The organism is Idiomarina sp. MD25a, from assembly GCF_001870515.1.
Lineage (GTDB): Bacteria > Pseudomonadota > Gammaproteobacteria > Enterobacterales > Alteromonadaceae > Idiomarina.
In genome coordinates this window covers 580,831-596,807 of sequence record NZ_MDGT01000003.1, presented here as the reverse complement: position 1 = coordinate 596,807, position 15,977 = coordinate 580,831, and the positions used below count along the sequence as shown (strand labels likewise).

Below are 15,977 nucleotides of genomic sequence, written 5' to 3'. Positions count from 1 at the left end.
AGCGGAGGCTCTACCTTTACTTCATCATTGCTAAAGAATGATTAGAAGTTATAAGTTACGTTCGCAAATACGCGACGACCTAGGTTGTCATACTGTGAGTAAAGAACCGCATTACCTACTGCACGTACGTATGCAGGAGATACATTAGGTGGCTCTTTATCAAACAAGTTAGCAACACCGACAGTCACATCAAAGTTGTCTGCGAAAGTCATGTTACCTGACAATGTGTGATAGAACACACGAGGTACGTCAGCTACGAAAGTCACAGGGTCGCCCCAGTAAGTGGTTTCGTTAGTGTCGCCGTAGTACTCGTAGTCGTTAACTTTATCAACGTAACGAGTAGTCCACGTTAAGCTCCAGTCATCACGCGCCCAAGTCGCAGTAATCAAACCAACGTGCTTCGGATAACCGATTTCGCCGATGTACTGGTCAACTTCGCTGTCTGAGAACAACTGGTAAGTTTGGTCGATTTGAGCAGTGTGCTCGATATCGAAACGTAAAGTACCAAACTCGAAGTCATCTTGGTAAGTGAAGTTGAAGTCAACGCCACGTGTACCTTGGCTAGCAACGTTCACGTAACCGCCGTTAACAACATCGATACCCCAGTCACCGTCAGTACCGTCACGACGTGTGAACAAGTCACACAATGGATCGTTCGGGAAGTCTTGTGAACGGTAACAAGTACCAGTGATTTCTGAACCGCCTAATGAGGTGATTTGGTTGCTGATGTCAACGTTGTAGTAATCAACAGACACTGCGAATACGTCGTCAGAGCTTGTCCAAACGATACCAGCGCTTTCTGCAACTGAAGTTTCAGCTGACAAGTTGCCTGCACCACCAGAAGTTACCAAAGTAGCACTGCTGCTGTTAGAACCGTCATAAGTTTCAGGAACGCCTGAAGCTAAACAGTTTTGGTAAACAGTTTCAGTTACAGTACCTTGCTCGTAACGGTTGCCGTAGTCATAACAAGGGTCAACAGACATCTGGCCACCGAAACCTGTTTGACCAGCTAAGTATAGCTCGAACAATGCAGGTGAACGGAACGAAGTACCACGTGATGCACGGATACGCCAGTCATCGTTGATTTCCCAGTTCAAACCAAGTTTGAACGTAGTATCGCTGCCGTAAGTTGAAACGTCAGTCCAACGTGCAGAACCGGTTAAGTCAATGCGGTTAGCATATGCGGTGTCTGCAACGACAGGTACACGAACCTCACCAAATACAGCGCGTGAGTTTTGTGAACCCGCGGTACGGCTTGCACTTGAAAGACCCCAAGAGTTGCCGCTTGAGCTGTGTACACCCGGTTGGTCATCGATTTCATCACGTTGATATGATGCACCGAATGCCGCACCTACAGCGCCTGCTGGTAAAGTGAACAAATCGCCTGTGATATAAGCTTCAAGTGTTTGTTGCTTATAGATAGTCTCGCCTTCTTCATAGCCGAACAAGAAGTTACGTACTTCATCAGAAGGGTTGCCATACAAGAACTGTGGATCGGTCCATGGAACGTCTACACAGGTTTTGCCTGAGATAGCAGTCACTTCGCCATTACAGCTAGTGCCGTCTGCTACGTGACCTTGAGCCATCAACATAGAGTCACGGAAGATAACCTTGTTTCCGTAAGTACCTTTGTTATAGCTGTTCTGATAAGAGATATCCCAATCCCAGAAACCGATGCTACCTTCTAAACCACCTACGAAACGGGTGTAGTCAACAGTAGTATCGCTACCATAGTGATCAGTCAATGCTACAGGCATGATACCTGCGTTACCTGACCAGCCATCATAAGCGTCTGCAAATTGTACAGGAATATCAGCAGTCCAGAACTGACGATATGCTTGGGTTTCGGTGTTACGTGAACTGTGCAACAACTCACCGTATGCATTGATTGTGTCAGTCAGGCTGTAGTCACCTTGGATAAATACTGAAGCCGTTTTGGTTTCAGGAACCATTGATTCATTATCAAGGAATGGATGACGCAAGTTCCAAAGGCCTACTGTTTCTTTGCTGTAGTTACCTTGATAGAAACCGTCTGGACCCATTAAGTCGCCTGGACCTTGAGCTGTTTGGTTAATGCTGTCATAGCCATTTGCAGCCAAGAAGCCGTCGTAGTCAAAGAACGCTTTACCGCCAGAGAATACGTTGCTTGCGCCTGCTGGGTACAACCATAAGCCATAGCCTGCATCGTTACAGTGATAGTCACCAGTACGTGGATCGATCGGATCGGCACGGCTACCATCTTCGTTGTACAATAAACGCTCAGAACAATCGAAGAAGTCACGGTCGCCACGCTTCAATTCACGCTGTACGTTGTAGTCAACTACGAAACGAATTGAACCTTTATCAAAGGTTTCACCGATTGAAGCGTTGATACGCTGACGCTCACCGCCTGATTCGAAAGGCTGGCTCAAGTCAACAGTTAACGAGCTCTCATCACCTTTTTTGGTGATGATGTTGATAACACCCGCAACCGCGTCAGAACCGTAAAGTGAAGACGCACCATCTTTAAGTACTTCAACACGCTCGATCGCAGAGATCGGTAATGCGTTCATATCAAAAGATGATACTTGACCACGTGTACCCGCAGGTCCAGCACGACGGCCATTCAACAATACCAACGTACGGTTTGCACCCAAACCACGCATTGAGATTGTTTCAGCACCCGCACCACCTGAAGTCACGTAACCAACGGTTAAAGCAGAAGTGATCTGGCTAGAACCGGCAGCAACAGTACTGGTACGCAACAATTCACCCAAGGTGTTAAGACCTTGCTCAGTTGCTTGTTCAGCAGAAATGATGTCGATTGGTGTTTCGTTAGCAAAGCTATCAGTACGGATACGAGAACCCGTTACCTGAATACGCTCGACTTGCTCTTCAGCAGATGACTCTTCTTGTTGAGTCTGTTGAACGCCATTAACGTCAACGTCTTGCTGTGAGTCTTGTGCTAATGCAGGTGCTGCGATAAACGCAGAGCTCACACCCGCCATTAGAATCGTTCTGATAGAACGAGCCAATAATGACTGTTCGTTCATGTTCAGTCTCCCCGAATAATTTATTATTATTACGACAAAATAACATTATTTATAGAGTCGTTATTCAACGCAGCCCTATACAAGACTGCGCTCAGAAAGAAGAAGAACATATTTTAATAACAAAGGCAACTTTTTTATAACACTTTTAACAGTTTTTGATCGTCATTTGATCACCTGCAAACAGAAACCCACTTCACCTGTTTCTGGGAACTCGACATCTTGTACCATAACTCGCTTGAAGCCGGCCTTTTCAGCAACTTGAGCGAGATGATCGGCAGATTTTACTTGCTCTACTGCCTTTATCATGTCGTCCATTTGGGCATAATGAAATTTCATATTGTTAAGAAAATCATTGTATACTTGCCGAGCCTCTAGTTTCTTACCGTTTGAAGCAGCTTGTAAAACATGGCGTACAGCCGGAATAAAATTACTACGCTTAAATGTCGGGTTATTACGATGGGTATGAGCGAGTTGGTCGAGCTTACGCTGCGACAAAACCGCTTGCTTACCTAACGGCTTTCCACGTGCTTCTAAGATTGATGTATACAAGTTATATACATGCTTCTCTAAATGTCGTATCAATGTCGGCAATAAGTCATAAATTGCTTTATTATTGCGCACTAGTGTTGAGTTATTTGAATGCACCAGAGCAATGAGCGTACCGTCTTTCTTAAGTTGTCCATGCAGGTGTTGAAGTCCCTCTACCAATGGACCGTACTCTAAGCCGTAATGCGAGACCACGGTACCTAATTTTTTGTTGCCAGTTAATTTAAAGCTTTGGTATGGCGTCAGCTCACGAATATCAAGATCTGCGTTAGTAGGTCTCAATGCCGCGCTATCCACGCCCATTAATTGCCACTTTGACTTGTTCTTTTCATTTTTATATTCGTTCAGCCAACCAATCAGAATGCCATTCCCGCACCCAATATCGACGATCGGCGACTTCGCTTCAAACTCGCTCATGCGTTCAAACCAAAACTTCCGCATCTGATAGCGTTGTAGCGATGTGTTCTTATTTAAGAAACTTGCCTCCGCTCCTGACCGCCAATAGCTATCCCACACATTGTTAAGTTGTTTTTTAGTGTTGATCATATACTGCTCTTGTGGTTATGGTTTTAAACAAACGTCCCTATCATACCCCGATAATCACGCATAAAAAAAGACTCCCGAAGGAGCCTTTTTTAAAACAATCAGTTCGTTTAGAACTTGATTTGATATCCGGCTACGAATTCACGACCGATGTGACCACGAACATAAAGTTCAGGATTTGTGTATTCGCCGCTGCTATTAAGCACTGGCTCTTCGTCGAACAAGTTACGTACGCCCAATGTTGCTTTACCGTACTGACCTAAGTTGTACGAGAAAGTAACGTTGTGGTAAGTCGTAGACTCAAGCTCGCCAACGAAGTTGTAGTTAAAGCAGTTAGCGTCGCCACATGAGGTGTCGAGCACGTCTGTTTCACCCGTTGAGTCGATGTAGTCAGACGTCCAAGTGACGTTGAAGTCGTTGATAGCGTATTGCAACATCAACTGTGAACGTAGCTCAGGTGCACCTGAAGAGCCCGCCATGTCTTGGCTAGGACCGCCAAAGTATACGTCTTCTTCAACTTCCATCATGTACGTGGTACCGAAGGTCGCGTTGAACAAGCCCGCACCGAGTGGATATTCAGCTGCGATTTCAAAGTCGAAACCTTTACGCGCTAGGATAGCGCCATTTTCAGTACGCGTGTAAACGTCACCATCGATTGAACCATTTGCACGACGTTGTAGGTCGAACGCAGGGTTAGCCGCTAAGAACGAGTCTAAGTTGCCACCAAGCTCGATGTTGATCAAGTCTTGAACAGTAACTTCAGAAATGACGTTCTCAACTTGCAGATCGAAGTAATCTAAACGGAAGTCCCAGTTATCAAGACCTGAATACACGATACCCGCGTTGATGTACTCAGACTCTTCTGGACCGAGGTTACGGTTGCTTTGAATCTGGTTATCAATTTGGATTTCAGGGCATTCAGTTAACTCAACGCCGGCAGTCTGGCATGCAACGTAGTCGTACGCATAAGTTGCTGAGTACTGATCTTGTGCAGAAAGCTCTTCAAGTGAAGGTGCACGGAAACCTTCACTGTATGATGCTCGAATCAACAAGTCGTCAATTGGACGATATTCGGCTTTCAAACTGCTTGTTGTTGCAGTACCGAAGTCACTGTAATCATCATAACGGAAAGCAGCACTTACAGTCAGATCGTAAGTGAATGGCATAGCAACTTCGTAGAAGTACGCTTGAACGTTACGATCTTCAGAAGCAGAGTTACCTGCGCCGCCGCCAACTAAGCCCGCTTCAGACTGTGCGTCGTAGCTGTTTTCGAATACTTGGTCATACATTTCCCAACCTACGTAGTGAGAAACCATACCACCAGGTAATTCACCTGCATTGAAGCCGAAGCCTGCATAGTAGTGATCGAAAATTGTCTTACCTTCAGTCAAGGTAGTGATGCCAAGCTTATCAGAGTTAGCGTCCGAAAATGGATCTTCACCTTCAGCGGCTAACCAATTAAGGGCTGAGTTGCTTAAGTAATCACGGCCGACTGTTTTATAGTCCATTTCAGCGCGCTGGTAGTAAACTTCCCAGTCGATGTTATCCAGTGCGAAACCACGGAACCCGACAACATAGTCTTGCTGATAGTCATCAACATAACCGTCGCGATTGCCCACTGGGTACCAACGGAAGTAACCTATTTCAAGCTCTTCATCATATGGGTTGTGTGATGCGTCTGCTGGGATGTTTTCCCACGGCGCAGCGGCGGGCGCATAACGACCAAAAGAGCTGTTCTTGGCGAACAAACCACGCATATACATCTCGATGTCATCAGTAATTTGGTAATTACCATTCACCATCAATGAATTACGATCGGTAGACGCCATGTTTGTCGAGCCGCCTGCGAATGCATAACCACAGACAGTACCGCCGCCAACACCGCCGAACGAAGTGCCTTGGTCAAGTACACCTACGAAACCGTCTACGTTGTTTGCTAGGTCGCCACATAGCGGTGACGCTTCGTAGTTGCCCTGAGGGTTTACAAGTGTTGCACCGTAGTATGAGATACCGATGGTCTCATCATAAATCGAGATTAGGCCATCGCCGTTTTCATCGTTCATTTGCGGTGCAGTATAAGGGCGATCACGGTCGAAAATCGCATCACGCGTCTGATGCTCAAATACCATGGTCAAGTTACCGCGGTCAGAAGAAGTACCCGCAGTAATACTGAAGCTTTCGTTATCGCCACCTTCAGCTTCTGGACGACCGACTTGGGTGTTAATTGCAACACCTTCAAAGTCGTCTTTTAAAATGATGTTTACAACACCTGCAACAGCGTCAGAACCGTATACCGCAGAAGCACCGTCTTTCAAAACTTCGATACGCTCAACAGCAGCCATTGGAATGGTGCTCAAGTTTGCAGAAGAACCGCCAAGCGATGGTGAACCGGCAACACGTTTGCCGTCTAAAAGTACCAAGGTACGACTCGCACCAACACCTAAGAGGTTAACAGTTGATTGCGATTGCGCCGTGCTACCTGAGCTAGGTACAAACGAACCGAAAGAGTTAGAGGTTAAGTTACGCAATGCGTCTGATACAGATAAGCGACCTTGGTCAGTCAATTGCTCTGCTGAAATAACTTCTACAGGAGAAGCGCTCTCTAGGTCTGAACGCTTAATGCGTGAACCCGTTACTTGAATCTTTTCAATGTTGTTTTTTGCTTCAACATCCGAGTTATCCTGAGCTACGGCTAATGCTGGTGCAGCTAAACTGCCCGCCACAGCTAGAGCGGTGAGGCTCTTGCGGAAGGTACTGTTAGTCATGTTTTTACTCCCTGGTGTATGTTCTTATTCTGTCATGAACCAAGTTCGCGACTTGAATTAGAAGGCATCGCTAAGTTGAGGTCTTAGAAATACCGTGCAGAACTTTTAACGCTAGTAGGGGGTAAATTCAACTAAATGACTGCAAATAATGATCTGTTTGACCACTTTTTAGTCTAAATGATTACTAGTTAGTCATATGTTTAATTTATTACTAACAGCTGTATAAATAATGTAAAAAGGGCAGCCCGAAGGCTGCCCTTTATTGTTAAGTCGAAGCTTAATGTTAACTTACATGAACTGATAAGAGATGCTCGCAAACACGTAACGACCCAATGCATCAAAGTAACCTGGATACGTGTTACCGTTGCTGCCTGGCGCACCTGTTAGGTACGGAGGATCATTCTCAAGTACGTTGTTCACACCAACACTGATAGTCGTGTTGTCGCCCCAACGATAACGAGCAGTCAAATCAAGGTAGCTTTCAGATTCGATATCTTGAGCGCCGCCATCCAACTGCGCAGTCTCACCGAGGTAACGCCAGTTAGCAGAAATCGCTAAACCATCGTTATTTTCCCAAGTAGTACGTAAGTTGTGTTGCCATTCTGGGTTTGGAGCGCCACAGACGCCACCCCAGTAGCCCGCACATTCATACACACGAAGACCAACGACAGGCTGAGTATCGAACTTGGTGAAGTAAGTACCTACCAAGTTAAACTTCAATTTACCTAAGTCGTTATCAAAGCGCACAGTGTAGCTTGAGTTAACATCGAAACCAGAACGCTGTTCAAAACCAATGTTCACGTTGGTCGCTACGATATTATCTTGAGCCAACCACAAAGAACCTGTATCCGGACCACGATTAATGAGGTCACAGAACTGTGCGTCGCCAGTGTCTAAGCAAAGGTCCAGCGTAGTCTCTGCAGCCACAATACCAATCGCATCTTCAACCTTGATATCGAAGTAGTCAACTGACACATCGAAATCGCCGTCCATGGTGCGATAAACGAAACCGGCAGAAATAGTGTCTGAAGTTTCAGGCTCTAGGTCTGGGTTACCACCAAAGATAGCATTGTACTGGTTAGCCGGGCTTTGCGGAATACTGCCGTATTGTGCAGAAGTGACACCAGAACGCTGACACTGTTCCAATGTGGCCTCTGGATTCGCACCCGCACACGGATCAGAGTCCATGTCATACAAGCCAATTGATTGTGCGCTATACAACTCACGGATATTCGCATGACGCGCTGAACGTTGGAAACTACCACGTACTTTCCACGTTTCATTAATATCCCAACCCAATGCTACTTTGTATGTATCGGTCTCTTTCGCCGTAGAGTACTCAGAATAACGATAACCCAAGTCCATGGTTAACGTATCCGCCCAGTCTGCGCCTTCTACTAAGTAGATTTTCGCTTCTGAGAAGATCTCATCAACACTCAAGCTACCTGAAACACCGATGGTAGGACCACCTTGACCGGCACCATCACCTGAAGTGAAGCCACTATCCGGTTGGAAAATGAGCTCTTCGCTACGTGTAGTTGCACCAATAAGTAGCTCGACACCACCCACAGCCCATGGACTGCGCACACCATAGTCACCTAGGTTACCAATTGCATACGCAGTATACTCGCGTAAGTTAGTTTCACCATTCGCGTACAGCGGCAGCGTGAGGTAATCGAGTGCTTCTTGGCTGATGTTCGGTGCAAAGATATTCCAAGGCACACAGTTTGGATCAACGCCACTCAGTGCTGCGGTACAAACAGCCTCACCGGTATCAGGATCAGTGGTGACATTCAATGCACGACCAATGTTATTGATACTTAAGTCGTTTAGGTAGGTTGAACTTAGCGTTACGTTACCGAAGTTAGCGGATACGTCGTAACTCCAAGTGTCATTTAGGTAACCGCGGATACCAAACACACCGCGATAAGACAAGTGTTGGATATCGTTCTGACGTGGACCACCTTCGACGTTACGTTTACCGATATAAACGCCTTCCCACACATTCGGATCGCCCGATGCGCCAGCAGGACCACCAGGACCACAGATAACACCCGCTTGTTGTTCAGACAAGAATGGGTTGTCACAGCTTAAGTCAACCTGCGGGAAGAACGCACCTGATTCTGCAATCTGAGATACGCTGCGGTCTTTAACAAAACCAACTTCACCAAAAAACTCCATGTTTTTGTTGATTTCATAGTGACCGAAGGCACCTAAAGTGACACGTTCATCTGGACGTTGGAAATAGTTACGTGGACCAAAATTATACAAGCGGCCATCATACTCTTGGAAAGTACCTTGATCGATGTAGTAGTCGTAATCGACGAAGTCCGTTAATCGACCATCAGGGATAGTACCTGAACCACCGCACGAGTATGCACCCGGACCACCGGCGAGCGAACAGATACTGTAATCGCGGTTGTCCTGAGTTACGGCTTTAATGTCGCGGTAAGTCGCATAACCGGTGATGTTGCCCTTGCCGTCATCTGCGTTAACACCCCAAATAATTGAGAAGTCGTTCATATGACCATCGCGGCCAGAACCTGGTGCTAAATCAAAGTTCGCATCACGGGCTGATTGCGCCACATCGTTGTCATTCGGGTTATTATATTGATAGAAGCTGTGTTGATAGTCTAACTTCACGCCTTCGAAATCATCTTTCATGATGAAGTTAACAACACCTGCCACAGCGTCAGAACCGTAAGTAGCCGATGCACCACCGGTTAACAGTTCTACGTTTTCAACCAACGCGCCTGGAATTTGGTTTAAGTCAGGTGCGATAGCGCCCTGTAATGGTGACCCCATTACCAAGCGACGTCCATTCATTAGAACGAGTGTACGGTTAGAGCCTAAGCCACGCAGTGAAATAGTTGCGGTACCCGTAGCACCGTTTGAATCAGTTGATGTTTGACCTGGGAATACTTGTGGTAAGTCGTTCACCAAGTCTTCGGTACGCACGTTACCCGAGAATTCGAATTCCTCGGAGGTAACCTGAGAAATTGGGCTCGAACTCACAACGTTTGCTGATTGTGGAATACGAGAACCTGTTACCTGAATGCGCTCGGCTACTTCTTCTGCTTGTTGATCATCAGAAGCAGGATCTTGCTGGTCCTGCGCCAACGCAGGCATGCTAAATACACCTGCAATGGTTGCAGCCAACAAACTTTTACGAAAAGTTGTGCTTTTCATGAGTTGAAACTCCCCGGAACTTTATTGTTTTTTACCTCAAAATATGTTTGAGGCAATTTGAATTTAGCAAGAAGTTATTTTTATGTAAACACTTTGTGACTTTTTTGTAATTAAATTTAATCTATAGTGTTTGACAATGCGACGACGACCGAGATGAGAATCTAACAATACAAAGATAGGTAAAATGAAGGGCAAAAAAAAACCACCCCGAAGGGTGGCTTTTTGTATTCAGTGTAAACTGAAAGTTCTATTAGAACTTGATACCAGCGCTCAACTGAACGTAACGAGGCGTTTGGTAAGCAACCGGTGCCATGAAACGTTTGTTAGGATCGCCAGGGAATGCGTCTTCTGCGAATTCGTTACGACGTTGAACAGAAGAAGTGTTCAATACGTTGTATACGTCTGCGCGGAATTCAACTTCAGCACCTGCCCATTCAGTCACGTAAGTCGCGTTAAGATCCAAGGTTGGAGTCCAGTCGGTGCGACCGTAAGTACCACGTGAGATTTGAACGTAATCGTTAGCGACGTCATCGTTAGTACAGTTAGCTGTACATACGTAGAACGTATCGCCGTATGAAGGTACACCGTTCGGGTGACCGATACCGAATGCGTTCAATGGACGACCTGAACTTAGTGTGAAGTTTGCACCTACACGGAAGCTCTCAGTCAATGCATAAGCACCGTACGCTTTGAAAGTATGACGACGGTCGTTCGGCAAGTAACCGTAAGCACCATCCATCAACTCTGCAAAGTCGAAGTCCTGGGTAATACCAGCATCGTCTTGAGCGATATCAGATTTAACCAAACCTTCGGTGTTACCGTAGCTTTGAGCCCAAGTGTATGATGCGTTCAATGACCATTTGCCATCCCATGCTTTCGCTAGGGTTAACTCAACAGCGTTGTAAGAACGTTGACCTTCTGGGAAGCCAAGCTCAGCTAAGTCGATGTCGATTTTTTCAAGATCAGTACTTGCATCACAATCTGTATCAGCAAAGATAGTTGCTACTTCACCTGGGTTACCAAGTACATATGAGCTGCTACCGTGACAACCATAAGTGTCGTCTAAGTATGACTCAACGCTCATATCGTCGATAGCACCGTTCAATTCACGACGGATACCACGAACACCCCAGCTCCAGTTTTCAGCGAATGCCGCTTCATAACCGAGGATGTACTCGTCTTGGTACATTGGGTCAAGGTCTTGGTCAACAAATGAACGAGTGTTTGGAACTGTACCGTCTGCGTTTACACGGTCGTCGCCAATCTTGTCGCCTTTAGTGTAAGTCAGGTAGTCGTTACCGTTATACTGTTCAATTGAAGTACCTGCCAATGCGAAGTACTGAGTTACATCGTATTCGTTACCAGACATACGTACGTTAGTGTTACTTGCTACTGGCAAGTAGTAACGACCTACGTTTGCGAACACTTTTGATTGGCCGTCGCCATTGATGTCATATGACAAGCCAAGACGCGGAGCATACATGTTGTCAACTTTTACGAAAGTATCGCCATTACCGTTCTTGTTTTCGAACGAGTCATAACGTAAACCGATCGTTGCAGTCAACTTATCAGTAACTGTCCAAACGTCTTCAACGTACAATGCTTGGTTTTCAGTCTCGAAGCTACCTTCAACAGTACGTACACGTTCTTCGATGTACTGAGTTACGCCTGCTGGGATGCTAGCGCCGTTGTCTAACTGGCCGCCTGCAACACCGTCACGAAGGTAAACGAATTTACCGTCTGGACCAGAGTAACCTTCAAGTGCTTCTGAGGTATTAGTTTCGGTGTCATAACCGAAGCGCAGTAAGTGGTCACCGAGGTACCATTCGAAGTCGATACGCATCGCTTCACGAGTATCCTCACCTTCTTCTGTTAGGTAACCTGGGCTACCGATACAGCCTGCGAACGTGCCTAATGGCGCGCTATCACGTAAGTCGTATACGAAGTTACAATCAGCCTGTACGTTACTGCTTGAAGTCAAGTCGTACGAGTTTTCGCCGTACAACGCAGAAACAGTTAGGTCGTCAGTCAAGTAACCAGTGTATTTAACAGACCAGTTGTCGCCGCCTGACTCTTCATAAGAAGTTGAAGTGTAAGAGCGCGAACCATCAGCTGCTAAACGATAAGCATCAGTCTCTGTAGTAGAAGAATCCGAGAACGCTAGTAATTCTACTAAGTGGTTGCTGTTGATTTGCCAATCAAGTTTACCACCATAGAACGCATCGTCAGCTGTTGCTTCGTTGAAGTTGCTGCCTTCCCCTGACGTGTAATTGCTTTCAATATCACGCGGGTTGTAGATAGCGTAGAAGAACAAAGTATCTTTAATGATTGGACCAGACGCGTAGATATTGCCTTCCATGTCTGAGCGTTCGTCTAAATCGTTGCGAACGTACATAGAGCCATCAGATAAGATTGTGTTCGGAGAGGTCTCACGAAGACTTTCTGGCTGATAGTAAACGTTTGCGCCGAATTCAAATTCGTTAGTACCGCTCTTAGTGATTGCGTTGATAACACCACCAGTAGAACGACCAAACTCTGCAGAGTAACCACCCGTCTTAACTTCGAATTCTTTGTAGAATTCAAAAGGCACGTCTGAGAAGCCAGTACCAGTACGGAAGTTGGTTACGTTCAAGCCGTTAATGTAAACAGCGTTTTCCGCAACTGATGAACCACCGAATGATGCCAAGTTACCGAAACGGCCGTCACCAGCAGTAGTACTTGGAGCAAGCAATGCAACCGCAGTTGCGTTACGTGGTACCGGGATACGGTCGATTTGTGCTTCGCCGATGTTCAATGCCGTACCAGAAGCACGAGTATCTACCATCGAGATGCTAGTACCAGAAACGTCGATAGTTTCGATACCGCTAGAAAGAGGTACAGTTACTTGACGTGAACCACCTGCACTGATCACAAACTCTTGAGTTTGGTTTGGCTCATAGCCACTTGCATTTGCAGTGAGGGTATAACGGCCTGTAGGCAGTTGAGGGAAACGATATGAACCGTCTGACTCAACTTGAACTGTACGTGTAAAACCTGTTTCAACGTTACGAATAGTAACTGTTGCACCAGAAACAGCTGCGTCGCTTGAAGTCACAACTTGACCGTTAACGGTACCTGTTGTGCTTTGAGCAACTGCTGTTGCTGACAAACCCATCGCTGCTGCAACCGCTGCAGCAGTTAACGTGCGTTTGAAAAATTGAGATTTCATAATTGGAATACTCCCTGGAATATTTTTTTTTGTGCGTCCTAAAACCAAGCGTTATGGTTTTTGACGTAAAAGGAACATAGCAACACCAAACCAGATTGTAAACTATATGTTTAAAATAGTTGAGTTTGGTGTTAATTATCGGCTCTGTTTCAGCAGGAAGCCTAATTTCTCGTTGAAAGGCTTTATTTTTGTGGCCTGCGCCAAAAATAATTCTGCACAAGCTATTGCATCGTCGAGTGCATGATGGCTTGTATAGTTTGGTAGTCCGTACTTAGAACGGCAAGCACTTAAGGTTAAGCGTGAGTTGTTTAGTTGACAATTATTATCAAAAGACATTTTGTTTTTTTCATAACTCAGCGTGTCAAAAACGCCCAAAGGCTCAAAATGTAAATTTTTTGTTAACCCATTGTAACGAAGGTAAGACCAGTCAAGGCTTCGGTGATGGCACACCATGACACAGCCGTAAAGTTTATCTTCCAAGTCTTTTAAGACTTTTTTAACATCACCGCCACTACTTAGCTGTGCCTTAGTTAATCCATGAATAGTGGGGCTTTGCTGTAAATCGACATCGGAGCCTATGCAAAACTCATGGTACTGGGCTTCACCAATTAAAATCATTGGCGGCTTTACTGGCACCCATGCAATCGACAAGATTTGGTCATTAATAGGGTCAAGACCGGTGGTCTCAATATCAATTGCTATGTAAGTATGAGCCTGCCACGGCCTCTTCAGCTGCCTGTGTTTTGTCCATGATTTACGGAGCCCGTTTATACTCATGAGGTTACCCATCAATACCCCTGCCGACTAAACTTAAGCCCCACGCCCTGTTGCGCTTGCTTGATAATTTTAAACGCAGTCTTGAGTTGCCGCCGCGACAGCGTGCTTAAACTATCAGGGTCAATGGCATTTTTAGGCTCGTCGGTATGCCAAACCCGCAGCTGGTGGTCTAGCCTCAGTTGCGTTAAAAATTGCCAAGCCTCGAGTAGCGACTGGCGGTCACGTTCGCTAATAAGACGGCTTTCCTGCAATCGCTCAATCCGTTGTGCCGTAGAGGGCTCAGTCAATCCTTGATGGAGCGAGTAGAGCCGGACAATGTCATTTATCAAAGCAATACCGTAGCGCTTGATATCAATTCGCTCACCTTGCTTTACATCTTCAGTACGAAAGCGATTAAATAAACCCAGTGGGACCGAAATACGGTTAACAAGTAAAGCTAAGTTGCCAATAAAAAATTCATTTTTCCCAATATCAGCGACTGCTTCGCGAAACTGGTTAAACATTTTTTGCTGCCCGGCTACCGCACGGCTGTCAAAAAATATCTGGCAATACATGAGCGCTTTGGGGGTAGGATGTGTGGTCCAGCGTTCAAAACGTGCCAGCCATTGCTGCTGGGTGCCGCGACATTCAGGGTTCGATGCCATAATATTGCCTGGGCAAAGCGGCACCCCGCAATCATGTAACCCCTCACAGACATATTCACCCAAACGTCTGAACCAGTCTAACTGGCTCTCGGTGAGCCCATCGGTCAACAATAGGCCATTGTCCTGATCAGAGCTCAGGGTTTGATCTTCGCGCCCTTGCGAACCAAAAGCCAACCAACAATAGCGTGCCGGTGCCGCGCCATTCTCTGCTTCAAATAGTTTAATAAACTGACGGGTCATAGCGTCGGTCAACGAGGCCATTAGTCGTCCTAAAATGGCTGTCTGCTTAACTCGTAAAGCAAAACTATTCAGGTATTGCGGGATTTTCTGTGCTTCCTCAACAAGCTGCGCCCGCGTTGTCGACTTATAAATTGAACTAATTAAATAGACTGGCTCACTGCGTTGCTGCTTTATTAAATCGGTGGCGGTGATCATACCGACAGGGCGCAACTGTTCATCGACGACCGGTAAGTGATGGACGTTATTAGCCGTCATGGTCGTCAGCGCATCTAATAAAGAACGATGGGCAAACACAAACTCAGGCAGATGAGTCATCACCGCAGCGACAGTGACATTAAATCCCAGTCCCTTTGCCACGACACGGTTGCGAATATCACGGTCGGTAAGAATGCCCACTAACTGGTCGCTATCGACTACCAGTATCGAAGAGATACCATTTTCAGACATGCACTGTGCTGCATTTTGAATCGTCGTATCACTCGCGAGACTGATCGGCGCTCGCTGAATAACATCCTCCACACGTTGCTCGGTCCAGTCGTAGTCGTCGTAGCCGGCCGTCTTTCCTCGTCGTTCGGTCAGTAAGCGCTCACCATGCGCGTTGATAAAATAACGCTCAAACGCGCGCGATTGGTTGCGTAATTTATCAAACGCGACTTGCGGTAACACGTAAACAATCCCGTCTTCAATACACTGCAGCGTATTGACGATGGCACGACCACTGAGGAGCGATGGATAACCAAATAGATCGCCCTGCTCGAGTCGCTCGACTAATGTGCCGTCTTTGCCTTTTAGGTCAAACACACCCGAGCGCACGATAAAAAGCGCAGGACTGCAATCACGCATAATCTCATTGCAGTTGTCCGCGTTCATGTAAGTGGACTGCATTTGATTGACCGACCATGTTCGCTGTTGTTCGGTTAACTCATCAAACGGGGGACAGTCTGTTAAAAAGCGTTCGATATCCATAAGTCCGCCTTATAAAAAAAGCTCCGATGCGATGCACCGGAGCTTGCTCTTTCACTCACTGGTTGGG

General features: G+C 46.2%; 7 protein-coding genes. All 7 read right to left on the bottom strand.

Annotated elements, in window-relative coordinates; translation table 11 throughout:
• Positions 1–41: 41 nt before the first annotated feature.
• The 7 genes from BFR57_RS06830 to BFR57_RS06800 all read right to left on the bottom strand — a co-directional run bounded on the left by BFR57_RS06830 (position 42) and on the right by BFR57_RS06800 (position 15,910).
• Positions 42–3,032, bottom strand: coding sequence for a TonB-dependent siderophore receptor (locus tag BFR57_RS06830; protein ID WP_071463254.1), 2,991 nt, complete (start codon positions 3,030–3,032; stop codon positions 42–44).
• Between the two features lie 162 nt (positions 3,033–3,194).
• A complete protein-coding gene (locus BFR57_RS06825) occupies positions 3,195–4,124 on the bottom strand; it encodes a class I SAM-dependent methyltransferase (protein WP_071463253.1) in 930 nt (309 codons plus the stop codon).
• A gap of 107 nt (positions 4,125–4,231) precedes the next feature.
• Positions 4,232–6,886: a TonB-dependent siderophore receptor gene (locus BFR57_RS06820; RefSeq protein ID WP_071463252.1), complete on the bottom strand. Its 2,655-nt coding sequence runs from the start codon at positions 6,884–6,886 to the stop codon at positions 4,232–4,234.
• Positions 6,887–7,174: 288 nt separating this feature from the next.
• Positions 7,175–10,075, bottom strand: a complete 2,901-nt coding sequence (locus tag BFR57_RS06815) for a TonB-dependent siderophore receptor (protein ID WP_071463251.1) — start codon at positions 10,073–10,075, stop codon at positions 7,175–7,177.
• 250 nt (positions 10,076–10,325) lie between these two features.
• Positions 10,326–13,283, bottom strand: a complete 2,958-nt coding sequence (locus BFR57_RS06810; protein WP_071463250.1) for a TonB-dependent receptor — start codon at positions 13,281–13,283, stop codon at positions 10,326–10,328.
• Between the two features lie 135 nt (positions 13,284–13,418).
• The gene (locus BFR57_RS06805) at positions 13,419–14,072 is read right to left on the bottom strand and encodes a 3'-5' exonuclease (protein ID WP_083405071.1); all 654 of its coding nucleotides are present in this window, start codon (positions 14,070–14,072) and stop codon (positions 13,419–13,421) included.
• Complete coding sequence (locus tag BFR57_RS06800) at positions 14,072–15,910, bottom strand: DUF294 nucleotidyltransferase-like domain-containing protein (protein WP_071463249.1); 1,839 nt, start codon at positions 15,908–15,910, stop codon at positions 14,072–14,074. The genes BFR57_RS06805 and BFR57_RS06800 overlap by 1 nt, the downstream gene beginning before the upstream one ends.
• Between the last annotated feature and the right edge of the window lie 67 nt (positions 15,911–15,977).